Origin of the sequence: Flavobacterium sp. (assembly GCF_044341185.1) — a bacterium.
Taxonomy (GTDB): Bacteria; Bacteroidota; Bacteroidia; order Flavobacteriales; family Flavobacteriaceae; genus Flavobacterium.
The window spans coordinates 11,035-34,173 of the sequence record NZ_JBIISE010000006.1; the positions used below are offsets into that span (position 1 = coordinate 11,035).

The following is a 23,139-nucleotide window of genomic DNA, read 5'->3' on the forward strand; positions in this document are numbered from 1 at the left end:
TCTCGAAACAGCTTTTTTTATTGCAGACTAAAAATTAATCCATTATACCGTTTGCTTTTCTATCTCGTAACCAATATTTCACTCGTTTTACCAAGTAGAACATTACTGGAACCATAACCAATGTTAACACGGTTGCATAGGATAATCCGAAGATAATGGTCCACGCTAAAGGTCCCCAGAAAATTACGTTATCCCCACCCATATATAAGTGTGGATTAAATTCGGTAATTAATGAGAAGAAATCAAAGTTTAACCCAATCGCTAACGGAATTAATCCTAAAATCGCGGTTAATGCCGTTAATAATACCGGTCTTAAACGGTTTTTACCCGATTCGATGATGATGTCTTTTATTTCTTCAAGTGATAAATCGTCGTGGCTTTGCAATTTGTTTTCCGCTACTTTTTTATCTAATAATAAGACGAAGAAGTCCATTAATACAATTCCGTTTTTCACCACAATTCCAGCCAACGAAATGATTCCCATCATCGTCATTAAGATAACGAAATCCATATTAGCGATTACATATCCGTAGAAAACACCACTAAAACTCAATAAAACCGTAAATAAAATTACCATTGTTTTAGAAACCGAATTAAACTGTAATACAATAATAATCGTAATTCCGGCTAACGCTAAAAACAGTGCATACATTAAGAAACTTTGGTTTTTACCTTGTTCTTCTTGTACTCCAGAAAACGAATAACTCACCGTTTTTGGGAATTTATACGATTTTAATTCAGATTCAATTTGTTTTGTAATTTCATCACCGTTATAACCCGTCAACACATTAGAATACACCGTCATAATACGTTTCTGGTTTTTCCTTTTAATTTGATTGTATGTAGTGGTTTTATTGGTTTCCGAAACGGCCGAAATAGGCACTTGCATCATTTGTCCGTTATTCTGATTTCGGAATGTTAAAGATTGATTGAACAACACATTTTCGTTCTTACGTTGGTCGTCTTGCATACGCATCGTAATATTATAGTCGTCATCACCTTCTTTATAAGTTGAAATTTCCTGACCATAAACTGAACGACGCAAATTAAATCCTAATTGTCCTGTTGAAACACCTAAGCTTCCTGCACTAACGCGGTCTACTTTTACTTCTAACTCTGGACTTTCTTTGTTTACATCCACACTCAAACGCTCGATACCTGGAATGTTTTTCGAATTAATAAAAGAAATCATTTTATCCGCTTCTACTAACATTTCTTGATAATCGGTACCGGTTAATTGCACACTAATTGGATACCCAGCTGGAGGTCCGTTGGCGTCTTTTTCAACCGTAACGGTAGCACCTGCAACACCTTTTACTTTCGCACGAATTTCATCTAAAACTTCAGTAGTGTTTACACCATTTCGAAATTTATATTCCGAGAAATTTACCGTTACTTTTCCTTTATATGGCGTTTCTGAAGCCGAACCCGCATCAACATTTGGATTTCCAGCACCTACTCCCACTTGTGAAACAATACTTTCGGCTAAGTAGTTTTTATTGGTTTTTGGATCTACATACTTATTTAAGATTTCTATTACTTGTTTTTCAACAAACAAAGTCGCCTTATTGGTTTTTGCAATATCGGTTCCTTGTGGATATTCGATATATGTAATGACTTGATTTGGAATATTATCTGGGAAAAACAATACTTTTCTTGGGAAAATTCCTAATAAAATAAATGAGAAAAATAACATTCCTATAATCGTTGCTAATGCATACCAAGCTCTTTTTCCTGTTAAAATTTTAGCTAAGAAATTTTTATACTTATTTTCCGTTTTTGGGAAAAAGTTGTATTGAAAATCTTGCGTCCATTGGTATAATTTAAGTTTGTATAACCACATTAAACCTAAGGAAATAATAGCTAAGTGACCAATCGCTTTTGCAAACGTAGAATCGGTTAAGTGACCTAAAAACACAAACACAATTGCCACTACACTAAAGATAATCGTATATAATTTTGCTGATTTATTGGAAACATTTTTGTCTTCTGTATCCATTGAACCACCTGTCATAGCTGCATTTACTACCATCGCTACAAATAAAGAAGCCGTAAGCGTAACCGTTAAAGTGATTGGAAAATATTTCATAAATTTTCCCATCGTTCCAGGCCATAAAGCAAATGGTAAAAATGCCATTAAAGTTGTGGCTGTAGAAGAAATTACTGGCCAAGCGATTTCGCCAATTCCAATTTTAGAAGCGGAAACTCTATCCATTCCTTTTTGCATGTTGGCAAATACGTTATCGACCACTACAATTCCGTCATCCACAAGCATTCCTAATCCCATTACCAGTCCGAAAAGCACCATTGTGTTTAAGGTTAACCCGAAAGCCGATAAAATTGTAAACGCCATTAACATCGAAAGCGGAATAGCTGCTCCTACAAAAAGTGAATTTCGTAATCCCATCGTAAACATTAAGACAATCATTACCAATACAATTCCGAAAATAATATGATTAGATAATTCGTCTACTTGGTGCTCTACACGAGATGATTGATCATTAGAAAGTTCAATGGTTAAATTAGAAGGCAAATACGATTCTTTTGCTTTTTCAAGTTTTTCTTTTACTTGCTCAATAGCAGAAATCATGTTTTGATTGGAACGTTTTTTTACGTTTAGCATCACCACTTCTTGCCCTTTTTCTCGAGCATACGTTGTTTTTTCTTTTTCTTTAAAGTTTACAACTGCGATGTCTTTTAGATATACTGTTCCTCCGAAAGATTTTACAATTACGTTTTCTAATTCTTTAGGATCTTTAATTTCACCTACAATTCGGATGTTATTACGAGAACCTTGCGAAATTAAATTTCCGCCCGAAAGCGTCATATTTTCATACTTCACGGCATTTTGGATTTCGTCAAAAGAAACCTGAGCTGCTGTCATTTTAAAAATATCAACGGCAATTTCTACTTCTTTATCATCAACTCCTAAAATATCAACTTTTTTTACTTCTTTAATTTCTTCAATATCATCTTGAAGCAATTCTCCATATTTTTTAAGTTGTTGTGTCGTGTAGTTTCCTTTTAAATTGATGTTCAAAATAGGCACTTCTTCCGAAATATTTAATTCGAAAACACTTGGCTCTACTTTACTTCCATTATCTAAATTGGGCCAATCGGTATCTGCTTTGATAACATCTACTTTGTCTTTGATTTTAGTTTTTGCATCTTCAATCGTAACTTTATCTGCAAATTCTACAATGATCATTCCGTAATCTTGAAAGGAATTAGAGGTAATTTTCTCTACACCTGAAATATTTTTAAATTCTTTTTCAAGGGGTTTGATTATTAACTTTTCTACATCTTCTGCTGAGTTTCCTGGGAAAACAGAAGAAATGTATACTTTATTTTCGATAATTTCTGGAAAATCTTCACGAGGCATCGTTACATAGGCAATAACACCTGTAATAACAATAAGCAACGTTAAGATATATACTGTAACTCGATTGTCTACAGCCCAACTCGATATTCCGAATTCTTTGTTTTTATGTGACATAAATTATGTTTATGAGGTTTATTTTTATGTTTATAAGGTTTATTTTTTAATTTATCCTTATTTAAAATTTACTCTTGTTTTAATTGTGCTTTTTGCAAAGCATCTAATAAAAATGTAACTTCTTGAAGTTTTATTCTTATTTCTAAATATTTAGATTCTTCAATGTAATTTAAGTCTAACGCAATAATGAGTTGATTTAATAATTCTAAACCAGAACCAAAAGCAATTTCTGTAAATCGTGCTTTGTCTTTATTTGTTCTTCTACTTGAGCCTTCTGCTAATTTTGAAGGAATAGATATTGAACATCTTCTCATTTGACTTGTTATTCCAAATAATTCTTCCTTTGGAAATGTTGCTGTTAGTTTATAAATTTCTTTTGCTAATACTCTTGACTTTTGCCAAAAGAATATGTTTTCAATTTATATTCCATCATAAACTTAAATAAACAGTATACACTTTATAAACTAAAAATTTAGCTTCATTCCGTCTGCGATGTTATTAGCACCTTCTGTAACGATAACATCATTTGCAGATAATCCGTTCAAAATTTCGGTTACATTATCTGATGATTTTCCAACTTTAACAAGTACTTTTTTAGCTACACCTTTTTTACCTGATACATTACTGGCAATAAATACAAATTTGTTGTGCTCTCCGTCTTCTTGTACCACATTTGTAGGAACTATAATCGCATTAGTAACCGTGTAATCAATTATTTTAAGTTTGGCAACCTGATTTGGACGTAATAAATTATCTGGATTAGGTACGCTTACTTCTATAACGAAACTTCTGTTGCTCGGATTGATAAAATTAGCAACTTGACGCACTTTTCCTTTATACGTTTTTCCTAAAGACGTTAAGAAAACATCTACAACTGTACCCACTTTTAATTTACCAATATACGTTTCAGGAACGGTTGTAGAAACATACATATTGGATAAATTTACAATACGCATTAATCCTTGTGGGCTTGGTGCCACTACTTGTCCACGTTCAACGAAAACCTCATCAATTGTTCCAGAAAATGGCGCACGAATTACAGTTTTTGCTACTTGAGCTCGCATTTGTGCTACTGATTTTTGAGCTGAAATCATTTGGGCCTGCGCTTGTAAAAACTGAATTTCTGAACCTATTTTTTTGTCCCAAAGATTTTTCTGTCTTTCAAAAGTAGTTTTAGCTAAAGCATATTGATTTTCAATACTTGCTAATTGCTGACTCATTCCTGCATCGTCAACTTTACCAAGTATTTGACCTTTTGAAACACGTTGCCCAGCTTTTACATTTAAAGCCGTTAATGTTCCCCCGAATTCAGGTTGAACTAAGATGTTTTCTTTTGTATTGACATTTCCTTGTATCTCTAAATAATGATTAAAAACAGTGTCTTTAATTGTTAACACAGAAACTAACGCTTCAGATTCTGGTGCTTTATTACCTTTAAGTAATGCAGCATCAATTTTTTCTAATTCTGCTTGAATTGTTGCTTTTCTATTTTTTAATTCGGTGATGTTTTTATCTTTAATTAAATCATCCGTTGATTTTTCTCCACAAGCAATAAGTAATAAACTGGTGGCAATAAGTACTACTTTTTTCATATCTAAGTTCATTTATTTTAGTTAACTAATTTTTCTAAAGTTGCTTTTTTATTTATAATTTCAAGCATAGCTTGTAATGTTTCTTGTTGGGCAGCATATAATTGTTTTTGAGCTTCAGCAAAATCGAAACTTGAAGACAAGCCTTCTTTGAATTTGACTTGTTGTTTAGCTTCGATACGTTCTGCTAATTTTAAATTGGCTTGAGCGTTGTTGTATTGATTTATACTATATTCGTAATCGCTTTTTGCTTTTTGATATTGTAATTTTAATTTCTGTTCCGTTTCTGTAAGTTGCGTTCTTGATTTTTCTAAATCAATTTTGGCTTGTTGTACACGCGAATTTCTTCCACCACTACTAAAAATCGGCACATTTAATCCCACGCCAACATTTGAAAAGTTATTCCACTTCTGAGTTGAGTTTACAAAATCAAATTGATTTGCAAAGGAATTGTATCCAAAATTTACTTGTGCTCCTAACGATGGTAAACCTTTACTTTTTTCTAATTTTACTAAAAGTTGTTTACTTTCTTCTACGTTTTTACCAATTTTATAATCGATATTTTCGTTTACATTAAATTCAGATACTAATAATTGTAAATCAATGTTATTTTGAGTTAAATTACTTAATTTTTCTGTTAATACGATGGCATCATCTAAATTAATTCCTAACAATAATTTTACCATATTTAAGGCAATAACTCTTTGTTTAGTTACATTTTCTAATGCGTTGTTTACAGAATTTAAAGTAATTTGAAGTTGTTCAATCGTTTCTTCTTCAATTAATCCGTTTTTATAAATTTCTTTTGTGTCGGATAGAATTTTCTCTAAAACGGTTTTGTTTTTATTGATAATTAAAATACTTTCATCTGCTAAAAGCACATTTCCATAAGAATTAATTACAATTTCTTTAATTTCTTGATTCGTTTTTTCTTTGGCGTTTTCAGAAATTTTTAAATAGGTTTTAGCCGATTGTAAACCTACTAAATACGAACCATCAAAAATAAGTTGACTTAATGTTAGATTTCCGATTGCTACGTGTTTCGTACCAAAAGCCAATAACATAATGTCATTTGGATTTGCCATAGGATTAAAAGCATTTGCTGCGGCTCCTTGCTTGGTAAACTCAAATGTGTTTTGGTAATTTACAGAACCGTTTAATTGTGGCAATCCCATTGTAGTGGTTTCCCATTTTTTTTGCTTGGCAAGTTCTAAATCTCTATTTGCGTTTATTACACTATAATTGTTCTTTTGGGCTTGCTCAATAGCTTGCTTTAGCGAAAAACTGGCTACATCAGCTTGCGAAAAAACTTGAATGGCACTCAAAAGAAACAGGAATGCTGTTATTCTACTCTTCATTGTATTAAATTTAATTATTTATAATTTGTAATTGTTTTTCTAACTCAATAATTCCGACTGACGTTGCCATAGCACGAATATGATATTCTAATGCTTTGTGTTCTAAATTATTTGCTTCTTTCTCTAAGGCGGTATTCTCGCTTATGCTAAAAATTAAGGTATAATAAAATTTTACATAATTTTCTACATCAATATTTTCTCGGTACAAACCTTCAGAAATTCCTTTTAAAATGTTATCTCGAAAACACCCTTCACAAATTTCAATTTGATAGCCTACCACTTTTTGATATACTTCCGGATAATGCCTTTTTAATTGATATACTGGAGAGGTTTCGCTATATTTAAACATTTCTTTAAACATTCTACGAATCTGAAAATTTTCTTCAATAGCATTAAAGTTTTTAGCAACAATTTTGTCAATTGTCTCTCTAACTTCTTGATGGACCAATTGCGTGCTTTCTTCAATTAACAATTCTTTATTTGAAAAATATTTATATATTGTTTTTTTTGAAATACACATATCGCAGGCAATATCATCCATAGTAATGCTCTTGAAACCTAATTTCAAAAACATTTCTTTCGCTCTATTGATAATTTTTTCCTTCATTTTATGCAATTTCTTGATATTAATTATTGTGTCTAATTAATTTCGATGACAAATTTACAACGGAAACTTTTAAAACTAAAATAGTTTCCGTAATCTTCACATAAATTTAACATTAAAATTGTGGCGCAAATATGCAATTATTAGCTTAAATTAGCCAAAAATTACTAGTATGCTTTCATTATCAGAATATCAAAATGTTATTTCGGAAGAATTTTCTAATTTACATATTCATAAACAACCGAAAAACTTATATGAACCCATAGATTATATTTTATCGCTTGGCGGAAAAAGAATTCGTCCTGTTTTAACATTAATGGCAACTGATATTTTTGATGGCGATTATAAAAAAGCAATTTCTGCAGCCAAAGCCGTTGAAGTATTTCATAATTTTTCATTAGTTCATGATGATATAATGGACGACGCGCCTTTGCGAAGAGGAAATGAAACCGTTCATGAAAAATGGGACATCAATACTGGTATTTTATCTGGTGATGCTATGTTGATTTTAGCTTATCAATTTTTTGAAGTATACGAACCAACTGTATTTCAAAAACTGGCAAAATTATTTAGTAAAACCGCTTTAGAAGTGTGCGAAGGACAACAATACGATGTAGATTTTGAAACGCGCGACGATGTTACTATTCCGGAATATTTAAAAATGATTGAATTTAAAACAGCCGTTTTATTAGGAGCAGCTATGAAAATGGGCGCAATTGTTGCAGAAACTTCAGAAGAAAATGCGGATTTAATATATAATTTTGGATTAAATTTAGGTATCGCATTTCAATTACAAGACGATTATTTAGATGCGTTTGGAAATCCAGAAACCTTTGGAAAACAAGTAGGAGGCGATATTATTGAAAATAAAAAAACCTATTTGTATTTAAAAGCAATGGCGTTTTCGTCTGAAGAAAACAAACAACAATTATTGCATTTATTTTCTATTCAACCCAATGATAATTCGGATAAAATTGAATCCGTAAAAACAATTTTTAATTCTTCTGGCGCCAGTAAAGCGACACAAGACGCCATTGCTAATTATACAGAGATAGCCTTTGAAACATTAGAAAAAATGAAAATTTCTGAAGACAAAAAAATGGTTTTAAGATTGTTTGGCGAAAAATTAATGAACAGAAAGGTATAAAATTCCAATATAAAAATCTCAAATTCCAAATTTGATTTGAGAAATTTTGGAATTTGGAATTTAAAAAATTGGAATTTTATGTATTTAGCACCAACATCCATCGATTCATTAATTGAAGAAGCCGAGGAACAAGATTTATATTTCAAATTAATAGAGCAAACGAATAAAGATTTTGCTTTAGCTAATGAAAATATTGATATCCCAGTAGATATTTTCCCTTTCGAATTAAAGCTTTTGATTCAGGAGAAAATTATAAAATTAATCAATTACAAATTCGCAGAATACTTAAATTTACTATATATTATTGATGTTTCCGAAGATCAAATTAAAAAATTAGACGGTTCAGATGTTTTTAAATTATCCGAAGACGTGACGTTTTTAATTTTAAAACGCGAATGGCAAAAAGTATGGTTTAGAAATAAATATTAATTTATTCTAAGTCTTTCTTTAAAATTACTTTATTCCACAATTCTTTTCCTTCTTTATCAAATAATGTTAATTTCATTTGTCGGGTATCTTTTTCCCCAGAAAATGACAATGTTCCAAAAACGTGTTGTGCAAATAGGCTGCCTTCCACTCTGTTTTTATTTTCTTCTTTAGCGATTTTTTCAACGTTTCCGTGTCCAGAAGTTAATGGAGAAACCGTCCAATCATACAAAGAATAAGTGTCAGATCTTTTCAGCATTGATAATTCTGTAAAATGTCTGTCGCCAGAAATAAAAGTAACTCCTTTGATTTTATTCGCAGTAATTTCATTTAACAATGCCTCTTTCTCTGTTTTATAATTTTCGTAATTTTCAAAAACAGCTGCCGAACTTAGAACTTGTCCGCCAATTACGATAATTTTAAAACTGGCTTTTGACGTTACTAAGGCGTCAATTAACCACTCTATTTGCGTTTTTCCTAAAAGCACTTTATCACCTGTTAATCTATCGTTTGGCGATCTAAAAAAACGATTGTCTAACAAAAAAACTTCTGCATCGCCCCAATTAAAACAAGAATAAATACCTTCCTTTTGATTGGGATTCATCCCGTACGATTTATTTGCCCAAAAATCTTTAAACGCTTGTTGCGTTTCATATTTGTAATAAAAACCTCTATCCCCATCGTTTGGTCCAAAATCGTGATCGTCCCAAATGGCAAAATTTTGAGTTTTAGCTAAAAGCGCTTGCGTTTCTTTTATCTTTCTTGAATACGTGTAGCGGTGATAAATTCCTGTTTTACTATCCCAATCTGCTTCACGCAAATAAATATTATCGCCACCCCAAATCATAATATCTGGATTTTTTTTGGCAATACTTTCAAAAATAGAATAATTGGAACCATATGGTTTTCCTGGTCTATCTAAAGCTTCCTCACTAATGTAAGCACAACTTCCTAAAGCAATAGTAAAATCCGGCGCTTTTTCGCGAAATTGCCATAATTTTTTAGAAGAAAAAGAAGTTTCATATGGCAAAACAGCTTTCTTATTATCTAAATATACGTCATAATTGTATTTTTTACCTGGCTGAAGTTTGTCTAAAACCAAATGACAAGTAAATGCATTGTCTTTAGTTGTGTTGTACTTTTCGCTTTCGAAAACTTCTGTAACTTTATCTAAAGAATAATAAGAAACATAGACCGTAGCTGGCTTTTCCGTTTGGAGCCAAATCATGGCTTCTTTCATTTCACAATAACCGACCATAGGTCCAGATTGTAAATTATTTTGTGAAAACAAAGCTGCTGAACAGAATAAAAAAGCAAGAATAAATCGCATAATTTTTTTTTGTAAAAATAAGAAAATAGGATAGATTTTATGTTAAGATATAATTACTTTTAAAACATTACTCTAACAAATGGAAGCCAAGGTTGCCCATAAATATTATTTTGATTTGCGTGAAGTAAATTAAATCTAACCCCAAAAGTTACGTTTTGTTGCCGATATCCAGCACCAACAAAAACAGCTGTATTCCAAAATGAATCTTTGCTGCTGTTCACTGCGTCAAATTTTCTGTTTATTAGTAATTGTTCTATTTCTGTAGAAATTTGAATATCTTCAATTGGATGAAATAAACCAATTACACTTCCTCCAAAAATAGTCGATTTATAACCCGTAGCATTATAATTTGATGGATTTGATTCTTGAGCAACATAACTTCCTGAAATTCCTACACCAATGCTTACTGTTTTATTTATATGATAATAACCCGTTGGTGATAAAGAAAAATTTGAATACCCATTCCCAAAAGCCAATCCTAAGCCACCACCAAACTGAACTTTTTGCCAAAAAATAGATTTTGTTTTAGGAATACTATCTTGCTGTGAAAATAAGTCTGCAGAATTGAGAAAAATTAGTGCATAAAAAAATGTATTTAGTAACTTTCTCTTAATTTTCATTATTTTTATTACTTATTTGTTAATTTGAAGATAAAAGTATAAATTTCTTTGAACATTTAGCATAAAAGTTTATACTTTTGCATAAAATTTTTTAACCAAATCGTCATTTAGACAGAATTATGGATAGGTTTTCCTTTTTAAACGCAGCACATACTGCATTTTTTGCAGATTTATACGACCAATATTTACAAAATCCAGACAGTGTAGAACCAAGTTGGAGAAGTTTTTTCCAAGGTTTCGATTTTGCTAATGAATTTTCTAATCCAGGTGAGCAAATTGCGCATACTGCAAACGGAAATGTTTCCGGTGGGAATTCTGAGCAACTTCAAAAAGAATTTAATGTTTTAAAACTAATTGACGGATACAGAACAAGAGGTCATTTATTTACCAAAACAAATCCAGTTAGAGAAAGAAGGGTGTTTTCACCAACATTAGCTATTGAAAATTTCGGATTGTCGCAAGCGGATTTAACAACCGTTTTTGATGCTGCCAAAATAGTTAATATGAAGCCAAGCACTTTAGCTGATATTATTAAACATTTAGAAAGTGTTTATTGTTCATCTATTGGTGTGGAATTTATGTACATTAGAGAGCCTAAAGTACAGGATTGGATAAAAAACAGATTAGATATTAACGACAATCAGCCTAACTTTTCAGCTGATGTTAAGAAAAATATATTAAGAAAATTAAATGAAGCCGTTTCATTTGAAACATTCTTACATACAAAATATGTAGGTCAAAAACGATTTTCATTAGAAGGTTGTGAGGCTGCAATTCCGGCACTTGATGCGCTTATTGAAGCTGCTGCAGAAAAAGGAGTAGAACAATTTGTAATGGGTATGGCACACCGTGGTCGTTTAAATGTTTTAGCTAATATTTTTGGCAAAAACACACAAAATATTTTCTCAGAATTTGACGGAAAAGACTACGATGACGATATGTATTTTGATGGTGATGTAAAATACCATTTAGGATTAACATCAGACCGAGTTACAGATTCAGGAAAAAAAATAAACTTAAATTTAGCACCAAATCCATCACACTTGGAAACCGTTGGTGCTGTAATTGAAGGTATTACAAGAGCCAAACAAGACCGCTATTTTGCTGATGATTTTTCAAAAGTGTTACCTATTGCCGTACACGGTGATGCTGCCGTAGCCGGACAAGGTATTGTGTATGAAATTATACAAATGGCAAAATTAGATGGATACAAAACTGGTGGAACCATTCACTTAGTTATTAATAACCAAGTTGGTTTTACTACGAATTATTTAGATGCTCGTTCTTCCACGTATTGTACAGATATTGCAAAAGTAACCTTATCGCCCGTATTACACGTTAATGCAGATGATGCAGAAGCAGTGGTTCACGCGATGTTGTTTGCTTTAGATTATAGAATGGAATTTGGAAGCGATGTTTTTATCGATTTATTAGGATATAGAAAATACGGTCATAACGAAGGAGATGAACCTCGATTTACACAACCTAAATTATACAAAGCCATCGCTAAACATAAAAATCCTCGAGATATTTATGCTGAAAAACTAACAACTGAAGGTGTAATTGATAGCACATATGTTAAAACATTAGAGGAAACATATAAAGCAAAGCTTGATGAAAATTTAGAAGAATCACGTAAGAAAAGTTTAACCGTAATTACACCATTTATGCAAAATGAATGGAACGGTTTTGAACAAGTTTCTGATGACGTGATGCTGTCAAAATTTGATACAAAATTTGATAAAAAGCAGTTAACTGCTATTGCTTCTACAATTACAGAACTACCAAAAGATAAAAAATTCATTAGTAAAATCACAAAATTAGTTGGCGACAGAAAAGCAATGTTTTTCGAAAAAGACCAATTAGATTGGGCAATGGGAGAATTATTGGCCTATGGTTCTTTAATAACTGAAGGATACGATGTTCGTATTTCTGGACAAGATGTGGAACGCGGAACCTTCTCTCACCGTCACGCAGTAATTAAAGTAGAAGAATCTGAAGAAGAAGTAATATTATTAAACGACATCAATAATAAAAAAGGAAACTTTTATATATACAATTCGCACCTTTCGGAATATGGTGTAGTTGGTTTTGAATATGGTTATGCATTAGCATCACCAAACACCTTAACCATTTGGGAAGCACAATTTGGAGATTTCTCTAATGGGGCGCAAATTATGATTGACCAATACATTTCCGCAGGGGAAGACAAGTGGAACAACCAAAACGGATTGGTTTTCTTATTGCCACACGGTTATGAAAATCAGGGAGCAGAACACTCTTCTGCTCGTATGGAACGTTATTTACAGATGTGTGCCAAACACAATATGTATATTGCAGACGTTACTATACCAGCCAATTTCTTCCACTTGATGAGAAGACAAATGAAAACAAAATTCCGTAAACCATTAATTGTGTTTTCACCGAAAAGTTTATTGCGCCATCCATTAGCTGTTTCTTCAGCAGAAGAGTTAGCAAACGGACAATTTCAAGAAATACTTGACGACCCAAATGTATCAGATAAAAAAGCGATTAAATCTTTAGTATTCTGTACAGGGAAAGTTTATTACGATATTATTGCAAAACGTGAAGAATTAGGAAGAAATGATGTAGCCGTGGTTCGTTTTGAACAATTATTCCCTTTAGCAACAGATCAAATTAAAGCGATTATCGATTCGTATCCAAATGTAGACGATTATGTTTGGGCACAGGAAGAACCTAAAAACATGGGAGCTTACGGATATTTATTAATGAATTTCGATTTAGTAAAATTACGTTTAGCCTCACCAAAAGCATATAGTGCGCCAGCAGCAGGAAGTTACGAACGTTCTAAAAAACGTCAAGCAAACGCTATTGCTATGGTTTTTGATAAAAATTTATTTCAATAACAGTTATACAACACATTAATATAATTTTAGGAAGCATTTTAGCCTAAAACTTAAAACGAAAGAATATGATTTTAGAAATGAAAGTCCCATCACCGGGAGAATCTATCACCGAAGTTGAAATTGCAACTTGGTTAGTAAAAGACGGAGATTACGTTGAAAAAGATCAAGCTATTGCTGAAGTAGATTCAGACAAAGCTACGTTAGAATTACCTGCAGAAGCAAGCGGAATTATTACGCTTAAAGCCGAAGAAGGTGACGCTGTAGCTGTAGGGCAAGTAGTTTGCCATATTGACACTGCAGCTGCTAAACCAGACGGAGGAGCACCTGCGCCTGCTGTTGAAAAAGCACCAGAAGTAAAAAAAGAAGAAGTAAAAGCAGCACCAGTTGCTGAAAAAACATATGCTACCGGAGCACCATCTCCAGCAGCTAAAAAAATATTAGAAGAAAAAAACATCAGTCCTTCTGACATTGTTGGAACAGGAAAAGGTGGACGAATTACTACTGAAGATGCCGCAAATGCTATTCCAGCAATGGGAACACCAACAGGTGGTTCTCGTGGAACGGAAAGAGTAAAACTTTCTATGCTACGAAGAAAAGTAGCAGAACGTTTAGTTGCAGCTAAAAACGAAACGGCAATGTTAACTACTTTTAATGAAGTAAATATGACGCCAATTAATACGATTAGAAACCAATATAAAGACGAATTTAAGGTGAAACACAATGGTCTTGGATTAGGTTATATGTCGTTCTTTACTAAAGCGGTTACAAGAGCTTTGCAATTGTACCCAGATGTAAATTCGATGATGGATGGTGACCATAAAGTAGCTTTTGATTTTGCAGATATTTCAATTGCGGTTTCTGGACCAAAAGGATTAATGGTTCCTGTAGTTAGAAACGCAGAATTATTAACGTTCCGTGGAGTAGAAGCTGAAATTAAACGTTTGGCTTTACGTGCACGTGACGGACAAATTACTGTTGACGATATGACAGGCGGCACATTCACAATTACAAATGGTGGTGTTTTCGGAAGTATGTTGTCTACGCCAATTATCAATCCGCCTCAATCTGGAATTTTAGGTATGCACAACATTATTGAGCGTCCAATTGCCGTAAATGGTAAAGTGGAAATTCACCCAATGATGTATGTGGCTTTATCTTATGACCACAGAATTATTGACGGTAGAGAATCAGTTGGTTTCCTAGTAGCTGTAAAAGAAGCGTTAGAAAACCCAATGGAATTTTTAATGGATAACAATCCTAAAAAAGCATTAGAGTTATAATATAAAACTTAAAAGGTTTTTGAAACCTGTTAGGTTTGCCAATATATGAAATCCCAAATTCAATAGAGTTTGGGATTTTTTTTGTTTCTTTGTTTTTATGAAGAAAACAGAGAAAAAAGCAGCTATCGGTTTTATATTTTTAACCTTAGTAATTGATATTACGGGTTGGGGAATTATTATTCCAGTAATCCCAAAATTAATTCAAGAATTAATTCAAGGCGATTTAAGTGATGCCTCGAAAATTGGCGGTTGGTTGCTATTTGCGTATGCATTTACTCAGTTTTTATTGTCGCCGCTAATTGGAAATTTAAGTGATAAATACGGGCGACGCCCTATCATTTTATTTTCACTTTTAGGTTTTTCATTGGATTATTTATTTTTAGCCTTTGCGCCTACCATAACTTTTTTATTTATTGGAAGAATTATTGCAGGAATAACTGGTGCGAGTATTACAACAGCAACCGCTTATATTGCCGACATTAGCACACCTGAAAACCGAGCTAAAAACTTCGGAATGATTGGTGCTGCTTTCGGAATTGGGTTTATCATCGGACCTGTAATTGGTGGTTTATTAGGGCAATTTGGTGCTAGAGTTCCATTTTATGCTGCAGCTGTTTTGTGTTTCATTAACTTTTTATATGGGTATTTCGTATTACCTGAATCGTTACCAAAAGAAAACAGAAGAGATTTAGATTGGAGCAAAACCAACCCAGTTCGTGCCATCATAAATTTAAAAAAATACCCAAAAATATTTAGCTTGTTTATATCTATTGTATTGGTTTATATTGGTTCGCACGCCGTACATAGCAATTGGAGTTACTTTACTATGTACCAATTTAAATGGGACGAAAAAATGGTTGGCTTTTCACTAGGAATTGTTGGTTTACTTGTCGGAATTGTGCAAGGTGGATTAATCCGATGGATTAATCCGAAAATCGGAAATGAAAAAAGCATTATTTACGGCTTAGTGTTATATACTTTAGGGATGTTTTTATTCGCCATTGCTACAGAAAGTTGGATGATGTTTACCTTCTTAATTCCGTATTGTTTAGGCGGAATTTCGGGTCCCGCATTGCAATCTGTAATTACAGAAAATGTTCCCGCTAATGAACAAGGCGAAATTCAAGGCACGTTAACCAGTTTAATGAGTGTGACTTCTATTATTGGTCCGCCATTAATGAGTAATGTATTTTATAATTTTACCAATAAAAACGCAGCTGTTCATTTTCCTGGGGCTCCATTTGTTTTAGGTGGTATATTAATGTTATTTAGCGCGATTATTGCTTTTTATTCGTTTAAAAAACAACGATTAATTGCTATTGCAAATACAAATACTGATTTGGATAAACTATAATTGTTTTTGCAAAATAGTTGATATTTTTGGAACTAGTGCTTGAAACTTTATTTGAATGATGTTTGTCAAAACAGATTTAATTATCTAATAAATCATCTTTCATTAATTCGAGTTGCCAAACTATAAAAACTTAAAGCTGCTTTTAATTTTTATGTAATTAGTTTTAATTTTTTACAATTTTCTTTACTACACTTTTTTTGTTTGCAGATAATTTTAAGAAATAAACTCCCTTTTCAACATTGGATAAATCAATTTGAATTTCGCCATTTAAATTTTCAAAATCTTTTTTTGAAAATAGTGTTTTTCCTGAAATATCAATTACTTCTAAATTTTGAGGTTGTATGTCGCCAATTTTTATATTAAAAATATCAGTTGACGGATTCGGATAAATTACAAAATTATTATTTTCAAATTCTGCAGATGCAAGAATTGTTGGCAATGGAGAACGCCACACACCACGACCGTAAGTAGCTGCGGTAATATTATTATCAACATAATTGATTTCTAAATCTGTTACTTTAACATTTGGTAAACCCGTTTCAAATGGTGACCAAGATGCCGCTATGTCATCGTAATAATAAACACCTAAAGTTGTCCCTAAATACAAAGAATTGACAACATTATTCTGATGAGCAATACAAGTTCTTGATATTGATGGCATTCCCGAAGTAGTAATTACTGAAAAAGTAATACCCCCATTTAAAGATCTCATTACTTGAGATGAAGTAGTGTAATAAACTATATTGCTGTTGGTTGAATGTACAGTTAATCCTAAAATATTTGTGGCACCTGTATGAATCAATGAAAAAGTTAAACCCTCATCTTCACTTTTATATAATTGCGAATTATTTGCAATATAAATAGTAGTATTGTTTGATGGATCAATAGCAATCAATTCGGCGTCAGTAGCTCCAATACTATCTGGTATTGTGTTTTGCAAAGCCCAGTCATTGTTTACTAATTTATAGAAATTTTTATAAGCTGCAAAAACTTCTCCTGAATTATTTAAAGCAAGTGGAGTGACCCATTTTCCGCCAGTATCATTTGTACCCGTTTCATCAACTGGTGCACTACAAACGCCCCCACCTGACGCACCTCCAGTTGTTGATTTGTACAATGATTGTCCATATTGAATAAAACCATAAGATAAGTTTGAATTAGTTGGGTCTATCCCTACATCCATTCCATCTGCACCATAAAAATTTTGCCATCTGATACCATTAAAAACATGTCCTCCATTATCTTGCAATCCAGAAATAATTTTGTTTGAGTTTTGTTTTGAAACAGCTATTTTATATGGTTGACCAATTTGCATAGATTTTGTTAAATCGGCAAAATTTGCGCCTCCATTTGTGGTTACATAAATACCACCATCGCTTCCACAATATAATTTGTTCCCATAAAATCTTAAAAAATGTATATCGGCATGAGAATATGATGCTGATGATGGAGAGCTCCAGCTATTAACTTGTGTCATAGTAACCCCGCCATTAACCGATTTCCAAATATTTAAAAAACCTGTGTAAATTTCGTTAGCATTAGTTGGCGAAGCAGTTATTGCCATATCATAATAAGCTTGAGTACTGGCAATTTGAGTTTGTGTTGTATTGACAGCTGTAAAAGTTGCACCTTGATCTGTTGATTTATATATACCTTGAAAAATATTACCAGAAGTTACACTTAATGCATAAACAATATTTGAATCGGCGGCTGTAACGGCAATAGCCATTCTGCCAGCCGAAGTGGGCAAACCGACACCAACTTGAGTAAAATTAGCTCCGGAATCTATAGATTTATAAAAAAGTGTCGCTGTGGTTGCGTATATTATTGTAGGATCATTAGGTACTATTTTTAAATCACGTGTTCCGGAAACATTTAGTGTTTTTGTCCAATTTGTTCCAGCATCGGTGGTTCTAAAAACACCATTATTGGTAGCACACCATAATATATTTGAATTGGTTGGATGTATATAAATTTCTGGACATGCGGTTCCGGTTAAAGCTTTTGTTAGGCCTGTTAAAGTCCATGTTAATCCACCATTTATTGATTTCCAAATCCCTTCGCTAGATGTATTACTCCCATCCCTATCGCCAGTTGCAATGTATATAATATTTGAATTGTTATAATCAACAGCTATAGAATTTACTCCAATTTGTGGTAAATCATCAGATAATGGTACAAAGATTGTACCACCATCTATAGATTTCCATATGCCACCAGCTGGCATGCCAACATAAATAATATTTGGATTTGATGGGTCGACAGTAATGCAACTTACTCTACCTTGCCCTGAAGACCACGAACCAGTATTGATATAAGATTGTGTTCCATGTATTGGCGTCCAATTACTTGTAACGGCAACATTTTGAGCATTTTTTTGTTGCTTTTTTTGATTGAAAGCCAACATTAAATCTTCATAATTTTCTAGTGTTCCGTCTTCTTTAATTTGATTTTCTACGTTTGTGAACCAACGCATAAAAGGTTTGTGACCACTTCCTTTAATATTTGGGTCGTGAGTTAGCCAGTATTCATCAAAACTAGCTTTTATTTCAGCCAAAGTAGCTGTTCCGTTTTTTTCACCAAGAGCTTGCATCCAAGGGGCATCTGGATTATACTGTGCCGATAAATTGATTGATACAATAAACAATAATGACAACAATGATTTTTTCATAGTTTTAATTTTAATTACTGTATTTTCTTCGACTATTAATTTATAAGATACAAACCCCTTAAAAATACTTTACAAATATAATAATATTAATTGTTATAATTCTGAAATTGAGTTTGTTATAAAATAATTTCTTATATTTCAAAATGAAGTATATGGATTAGTGGATTAGAGTATTTACTTTAAAATTATTTTACTTCGTTAAAATTAAATATTGCCAAGCTTTTAGTCCAATTGGGGCATCAGATCTAAATTGAATTTTATATCCCGACATATAATCGGTAAAATCGCCTTTTAATTGAATTTTCGTTTCTATAGTTTGATTCGACAAATTGGCAATATAAATAATTTTTTTACCTTCTTTTTCACGTTCAAATGCTAAAATTTTAGTGTCGTCATTTGTTTGAATTCGCTTATATGATGCTGGATTTTTTCCACCATTTAATGCTGGATTTTCATTTTTTAATTGACCTAATTTTGCTCTTAATTCCCATTCTTTTCCTTTTGTTTTTGGAATTGAATCTTTCTCGAAAAACTTCAAGCTGTGTTTCAATCCATATTCATTACCACTATATACTAAAGGCATTCCAGGCATTACATACGTTAAAGCTGTCATGGCTTCTTCAGCAGCACTTAATCGAGATTGAATGGTTCCGTTCCATGAGTTTTCATCGTGATTGTCAACGAAATTCATTAAAATATCATTGGATTCGTATTTTTTATTTTTCTCAACAATATATTTATCCCAAGCCGAAACATTTTCTTTTCCCTGTGCGATTTTGTTACTGGTATGATGTCCGTCCCAAGCATAAGCCATGTCAAACAAATTATCTTTCAACAATTCTGGTTCCCAAGCTTCGGCTAACATAAAGATATTTTTTACAGCACGTAATTCTGGAATCGCTTTTTGCCAAAAATCAGTTGGAACATTTCCAGCTACATCACATCTAAAACCATCAATACTTTCTTTTTGAAGCCAATATTTCATGTCAGCAGTCATTGCTGCACGAAGGTTTTGATTGTCGTAATTTAAATCTGCAACGTCTGTCCAGCCCCACGTTTTTCCGGTTTCTGGATTGATTGGATCGATAATTTCCCCTTTTTCATTTTTTGTATAATATTCTGGATGTTCTTTAATCCATACGTGATCCCAACCCGTGTGATTTGGCACCCAATCTAAAATCACATAAATACCATTTTCATGAGCGGTTTTTACTAAATTTCTAAAATCTTCAAGTGTTCCAAATTCTGGATTTACTTTCTTAAAATCAGAAACGGCATAATAACTTCCTAAATATTTATGTTGTTCTGCTGCTGGCATTTCTGATGCAAATTTACTATCATCGCCACCAGTTGCTTTTCTTTTTGTTTGCGAAATTGGAAAAATTGGCATGATCCAAATGACTTTTACACCTAATTGTTTCAAATTTGGAATGTCTTTGGTGAAAGCATTAAACGAGCCTTCAGGTGAATATTGTCGAATATTTACTTCATAAATAACTGCGTTTTCTAATTTTTCGTTTGTTAAATCAGATGTATTTTGCGCATAACTATTTGTAAAACTTAAGGCAAATACTGCCAATATTGCTAATTTTTTCATAACTATTTAAATAAAAATTGTAAAGGTATTTCTAAACGTTTGTTCCAAGAATTTTCTGTATGATCGGCGTTTTCAAATTTTAAATTTTTAGAATTTGTTGCATCAAATCCTTTAGCTTTTAATATGTCATTGACGTTATTTTCATACCTTACATATTCCGCATCTAAGGTTTTTGTGCCGAAATCAAAATAAATTTTATGTGTTTTTGAATTGGGTAATTTAGCCTTTAAATAGTTGAAAAAAGCATTTGGAATTGGATTGTTTTCAACGTTTTTTAAACCAATCCAATGGGTAGACAAACAAGCAGCTTTCCCAAAAACATCTGGATATTCGCAAAGCGCATACATAGAAATTAACCCACCCATACTGGAACCCATAATAGCGGTATTTTCTTTATCGGTTTTCACTGAAAAATGAGAATCAATAAATGGCTTTACTTCGGAAACTAAAAACTTTAAATAGTTATCCGATGAAATTTGAGTGATATCTAAATTGATTTTTTTTGCTTCATCTATGACGAACTTTTTATCTGCAACACTTAAAAAATCAATTGCTTTCTGTGGAAAATAATTTAAATGGCGAATGGTTGGAATATTCCAAACAGCAACCACAATGACTTCTTTAATGGCTTTCTTTTGGGTTAATGAGTCTATTTTTTCATCTATACCCCATTCTTGTTTGTTCCAAGTGGTTTTCCCGTCAAAAAGCATTTGCCCATCGTGCATATATAACACTTGGTACTTTTTCGTTTCGGAATACGCTTTTGGCAACCAAATATCCACCGTTCTGGTAGCGACATATTTTGATGGGAAGTTTTCAATACGTTTTATTTGTCCTACAAAATCGTTGTTATTTTGTAAATCAATAATTTTTATATTTTCTTGTGAAAAACACATACAACTAAACGCTATTAAAAACCAAAATCTCATATGATTCTTATTTTTTTAATTCTAAAATTAAACTCGATTTTCCTTCAATTGAAAGTTCTGATTTTAAATCGAAATTAGCATCAGAAATAATGTCTTTTCCACTTGAATACGAAGCCAAACTTTCTTTAAATCTTTCTAGTTTTACTATTTGTTTGTCTTTACTATTATTAACCACAACCATTACGCTTTCGTTGTCGTTGTAACGAAAATAAACATACACGTTATTATCTGGAAGATAATGCATTAATTTTCCGTTATGAATTATTGATTTTGATTTTCTCCAATTGAAAACTTTAGCAGTGAAATCAAAATATTTAGCTTGTTCTGCTGTTCTTCCTGAAGCTATAAAAGCATTGTTTTTATCTGAAGCCCAACCACCAGGAAAATCCTGACGAATATCTGCATCGCCTTTGCCTTTATCACCCGCCATACCAATTTCTGAGCCATAATACAATTGAGGAATACCTCGCATCGTAGCTAAAATAGTCATCGCCATTTTATATTTATTTAAATCGTTTTTATAAATATAATTGAAACGGTTGGTGTCGTGATTTTCTGCAAAAATTAATAAATTATTTGGGTTGTCGTATAGGAAATCATTCACAAAATTTTCGTAAAATTTAAACATTCCATCGTTCCAATTTGTGTTGTCTTCGTTAAAAACATTTCCAAAAACATCATGCATAGTAAAATCCATTACACTTGGTAAGTACGAATTATAACTTTGAATTTTAGCAATTGGACTGTCTTTTTGCCAATACGAAATTTGTGCTTGATCGTGCATCCAAACTTCTCCAACGATATTAAAATAAGGATATTCGTCGGTAATGGCTTTTGTCCATTTTGCAATTCCTGCTTTATCGTTATACGAATAGGTATCTACTCGAAAACCATCTAAATCAGCATATTCAATCCACCATATGGCATTTTGAGTCAAATAATTTAATACTAAAGGATTTGATTGATTCAAATCGGGCATACTTGGCACAAACCAGCCATCCATACAAAGTTTTGCATCAATTGCAGAAGCATTTGTGTCATATTGCGTGGTCATGCGATAATTACTTTGTTTATAACCAGGAAATTGATGAAACCAATCGTAAGTTGGCATGTCTTTAAACATCCAATGTTCAGCACCCCAATGATTCGTTACATAATCTTTCACTAACTTCATATTTCTCTTTTTCATTTCTGAAGAAAGGCGCACGTAGTCTTCATTTGATCCATATCGTGCATCAATTTTATACACATCGGATTGCCCATATGTATGATACGAATAGCCTTTATCGTTGTCTTCACACAACGGCGTACTCCAAAGTGCTGTTACACCAAGCGATTGCAAATAATCTAAATTATTTATGATACCTTGAATGTCTCCACCATGACGACCACCGGGATTATTTCTGTTGGCTTTTTCTTGTAAATTTGAATCCGAATCATTTTTTTCGTTTCCATTTGCAAATCGGTCAGGCATAATTAAATACATCATATCCGACGAGTCAAAACTTTTTCTGTAACGAGAATTTTCTTTTCTTTTTTTTATTGCATACGCTTGATTGAATGATTTTTTACCGTTTTTGAAAGTAAATATCAAATCTTGTGCTGTTACATTTTTCAAATCAATTGTTACGAAAACGTAATTTGGATTTTCTGTTTTTTGAACCTGAGTAATTACTACACCATTAGAAACTGATACAATATTTTGAGAAATGTTTTTACCATAAAACATAATTTGAACCTGATTGTTTGTCATGTTCTCGTACCAAAAAGGTGGTTCTACTTTATCAATTTGTGCTGATAATGAAAGTGTTATTAATGTTATTAATGTGCAAATTATTTTTTTCATAATG

At 32.4% G+C, this 23,139-nt stretch carries 16 protein-coding genes; 5 read left to right on the forward strand and 11 right to left on the reverse strand.

Annotated features, from left to right (window positions below):
* Positions 1 to 34: 34 nt before the first annotated feature.
* The 5 genes from ACIQZ1_RS02440 to ACIQZ1_RS02460 all read right to left on the reverse strand — a co-directional run bounded on the left by ACIQZ1_RS02440 (position 35) and on the right by ACIQZ1_RS02460 (position 7,050).
* Positions 35 to 3,496 (reverse strand): efflux RND transporter permease subunit, encoded by a 3,462-nt coding sequence (locus ACIQZ1_RS02440; protein WP_396158718.1) that lies wholly within the window; start codon positions 3,494 to 3,496, stop codon positions 35 to 37.
* Between the two features lie 68 nt (positions 3,497 to 3,564).
* Positions 3,565 to 3,915, reverse strand: a complete 351-nt coding sequence (locus ACIQZ1_RS02445; RefSeq protein ID WP_396158803.1) for a four helix bundle protein — start codon at positions 3,913 to 3,915, stop codon at positions 3,565 to 3,567.
* Between the two features lie 45 nt (positions 3,916 to 3,960).
* Positions 3,961 to 5,088 carry an efflux RND transporter periplasmic adaptor subunit gene (locus tag ACIQZ1_RS02450; protein ID WP_396158720.1) on the reverse strand — a complete coding sequence of 376 codons (1,128 nt, stop codon included), beginning with the start codon at positions 5,086 to 5,088 and terminating at the stop codon, positions 3,961 to 3,963.
* A 17-nt stretch (positions 5,089 to 5,105) separates the two neighbouring features.
* Positions 5,106 to 6,443: a TolC family protein gene (locus ACIQZ1_RS02455; RefSeq protein WP_396158722.1), complete on the reverse strand. Its 1,338-nt coding sequence runs from the start codon at positions 6,441 to 6,443 to the stop codon at positions 5,106 to 5,108.
* A gap of 10 nt (positions 6,444 to 6,453) precedes the next feature.
* On the reverse strand, positions 6,454 to 7,050 hold the full coding sequence (locus ACIQZ1_RS02460; RefSeq protein WP_396158724.1) for a TetR/AcrR family transcriptional regulator: 597 nt from the start codon (positions 7,048 to 7,050) through the stop codon (positions 6,454 to 6,456).
* Between the two features lie 169 nt (positions 7,051 to 7,219).
* Here ACIQZ1_RS02460 and ACIQZ1_RS02465 point away from each other — a divergent pair, with 169 nt between their 5' ends.
* A complete protein-coding gene (locus tag ACIQZ1_RS02465) occupies positions 7,220 to 8,194 on the forward strand; it encodes a polyprenyl synthetase family protein (RefSeq protein WP_396158726.1) in 975 nt (324 codons plus the stop codon).
* Between the two features lie 78 nt (positions 8,195 to 8,272).
* The gene (locus ACIQZ1_RS02470) at positions 8,273 to 8,623 is read left to right on the forward strand and encodes a hypothetical protein (protein WP_396158728.1); all 351 of its coding nucleotides are present in this window, start codon (positions 8,273 to 8,275) and stop codon (positions 8,621 to 8,623) included.
* A 1-nt stretch (position 8,624) separates the two neighbouring features.
* On the opposite strand, the gene ACIQZ1_RS02475 is transcribed toward ACIQZ1_RS02470, so the two are convergent.
* Together ACIQZ1_RS02475 and ACIQZ1_RS02480 are read right to left on the reverse strand one after the other, a co-directional pair.
* The gene (locus ACIQZ1_RS02475) at positions 8,625 to 9,950 is read right to left on the reverse strand and encodes an alkaline phosphatase D family protein (protein WP_396158730.1); all 1,326 of its coding nucleotides are present in this window, start codon (positions 9,948 to 9,950) and stop codon (positions 8,625 to 8,627) included.
* A 59-nt stretch (positions 9,951 to 10,009) separates the two neighbouring features.
* A complete protein-coding gene (locus tag ACIQZ1_RS02480) occupies positions 10,010 to 10,570 on the reverse strand; it encodes a hypothetical protein (RefSeq protein WP_396158732.1) in 561 nt (186 codons plus the stop codon).
* Positions 10,571 to 10,689: 119 nt separating this feature from the next.
* Here ACIQZ1_RS02480 and ACIQZ1_RS02485 point away from each other — a divergent pair, with 119 nt between their 5' ends.
* The 3 genes from ACIQZ1_RS02485 (at position 10,690) to ACIQZ1_RS02495 (ending at position 16,092) form a co-directional block, all read left to right on the forward strand.
* Positions 10,690 to 13,458: a 2-oxoglutarate dehydrogenase E1 component gene (locus ACIQZ1_RS02485; RefSeq protein ID WP_396158733.1), complete on the forward strand. Its 2,769-nt coding sequence runs from the start codon at positions 10,690 to 10,692 to the stop codon at positions 13,456 to 13,458.
* 65 nt (positions 13,459 to 13,523) lie between these two features.
* Positions 13,524 to 14,738, forward strand: a complete 1,215-nt coding sequence (odhB, locus tag ACIQZ1_RS02490; RefSeq protein WP_396158735.1) for a 2-oxoglutarate dehydrogenase complex dihydrolipoyllysine-residue succinyltransferase — start codon at positions 13,524 to 13,526, stop codon at positions 14,736 to 14,738.
* Positions 14,739 to 14,835: 97 nt separating this feature from the next.
* Positions 14,836 to 16,092 carry a TCR/Tet family MFS transporter gene (locus ACIQZ1_RS02495; protein WP_396158737.1) on the forward strand — a complete coding sequence of 419 codons (1,257 nt, stop codon included), beginning with the start codon at positions 14,836 to 14,838 and terminating at the stop codon, positions 16,090 to 16,092.
* A 163-nt stretch (positions 16,093 to 16,255) separates the two neighbouring features.
* On the opposite strand, the gene ACIQZ1_RS02500 is transcribed toward ACIQZ1_RS02495, so the two are convergent.
* From ACIQZ1_RS02500 to ACIQZ1_RS02515, 4 genes are all read right to left on the reverse strand, one after another.
* On the reverse strand, positions 16,256 to 18,763 hold the full coding sequence (locus tag ACIQZ1_RS02500; RefSeq protein ID WP_396158739.1) for a T9SS type A sorting domain-containing protein: 2,508 nt from the start codon (positions 18,761 to 18,763) through the stop codon (positions 16,256 to 16,258).
* Between the two features lie 190 nt (positions 18,764 to 18,953).
* Complete coding sequence (locus ACIQZ1_RS02505) at positions 18,954 to 20,360, reverse strand: alpha-amylase family glycosyl hydrolase (RefSeq protein ID WP_396158741.1); 1,407 nt, start codon at positions 20,358 to 20,360, stop codon at positions 18,954 to 18,956.
* Between the two features lie 2 nt (positions 20,361 to 20,362).
* Complete coding sequence (locus tag ACIQZ1_RS02510) at positions 20,363 to 21,289, reverse strand: alpha/beta hydrolase (protein WP_396158743.1); 927 nt, start codon at positions 21,287 to 21,289, stop codon at positions 20,363 to 20,365.
* A 7-nt stretch (positions 21,290 to 21,296) separates the two neighbouring features.
* Positions 21,297 to 23,135, reverse strand: a complete 1,839-nt coding sequence (locus ACIQZ1_RS02515) for a glycoside hydrolase family 13 protein (protein WP_396158745.1) — start codon at positions 23,133 to 23,135, stop codon at positions 21,297 to 21,299.
* Positions 23,136 to 23,139: the final 4 nt, after the last annotated feature.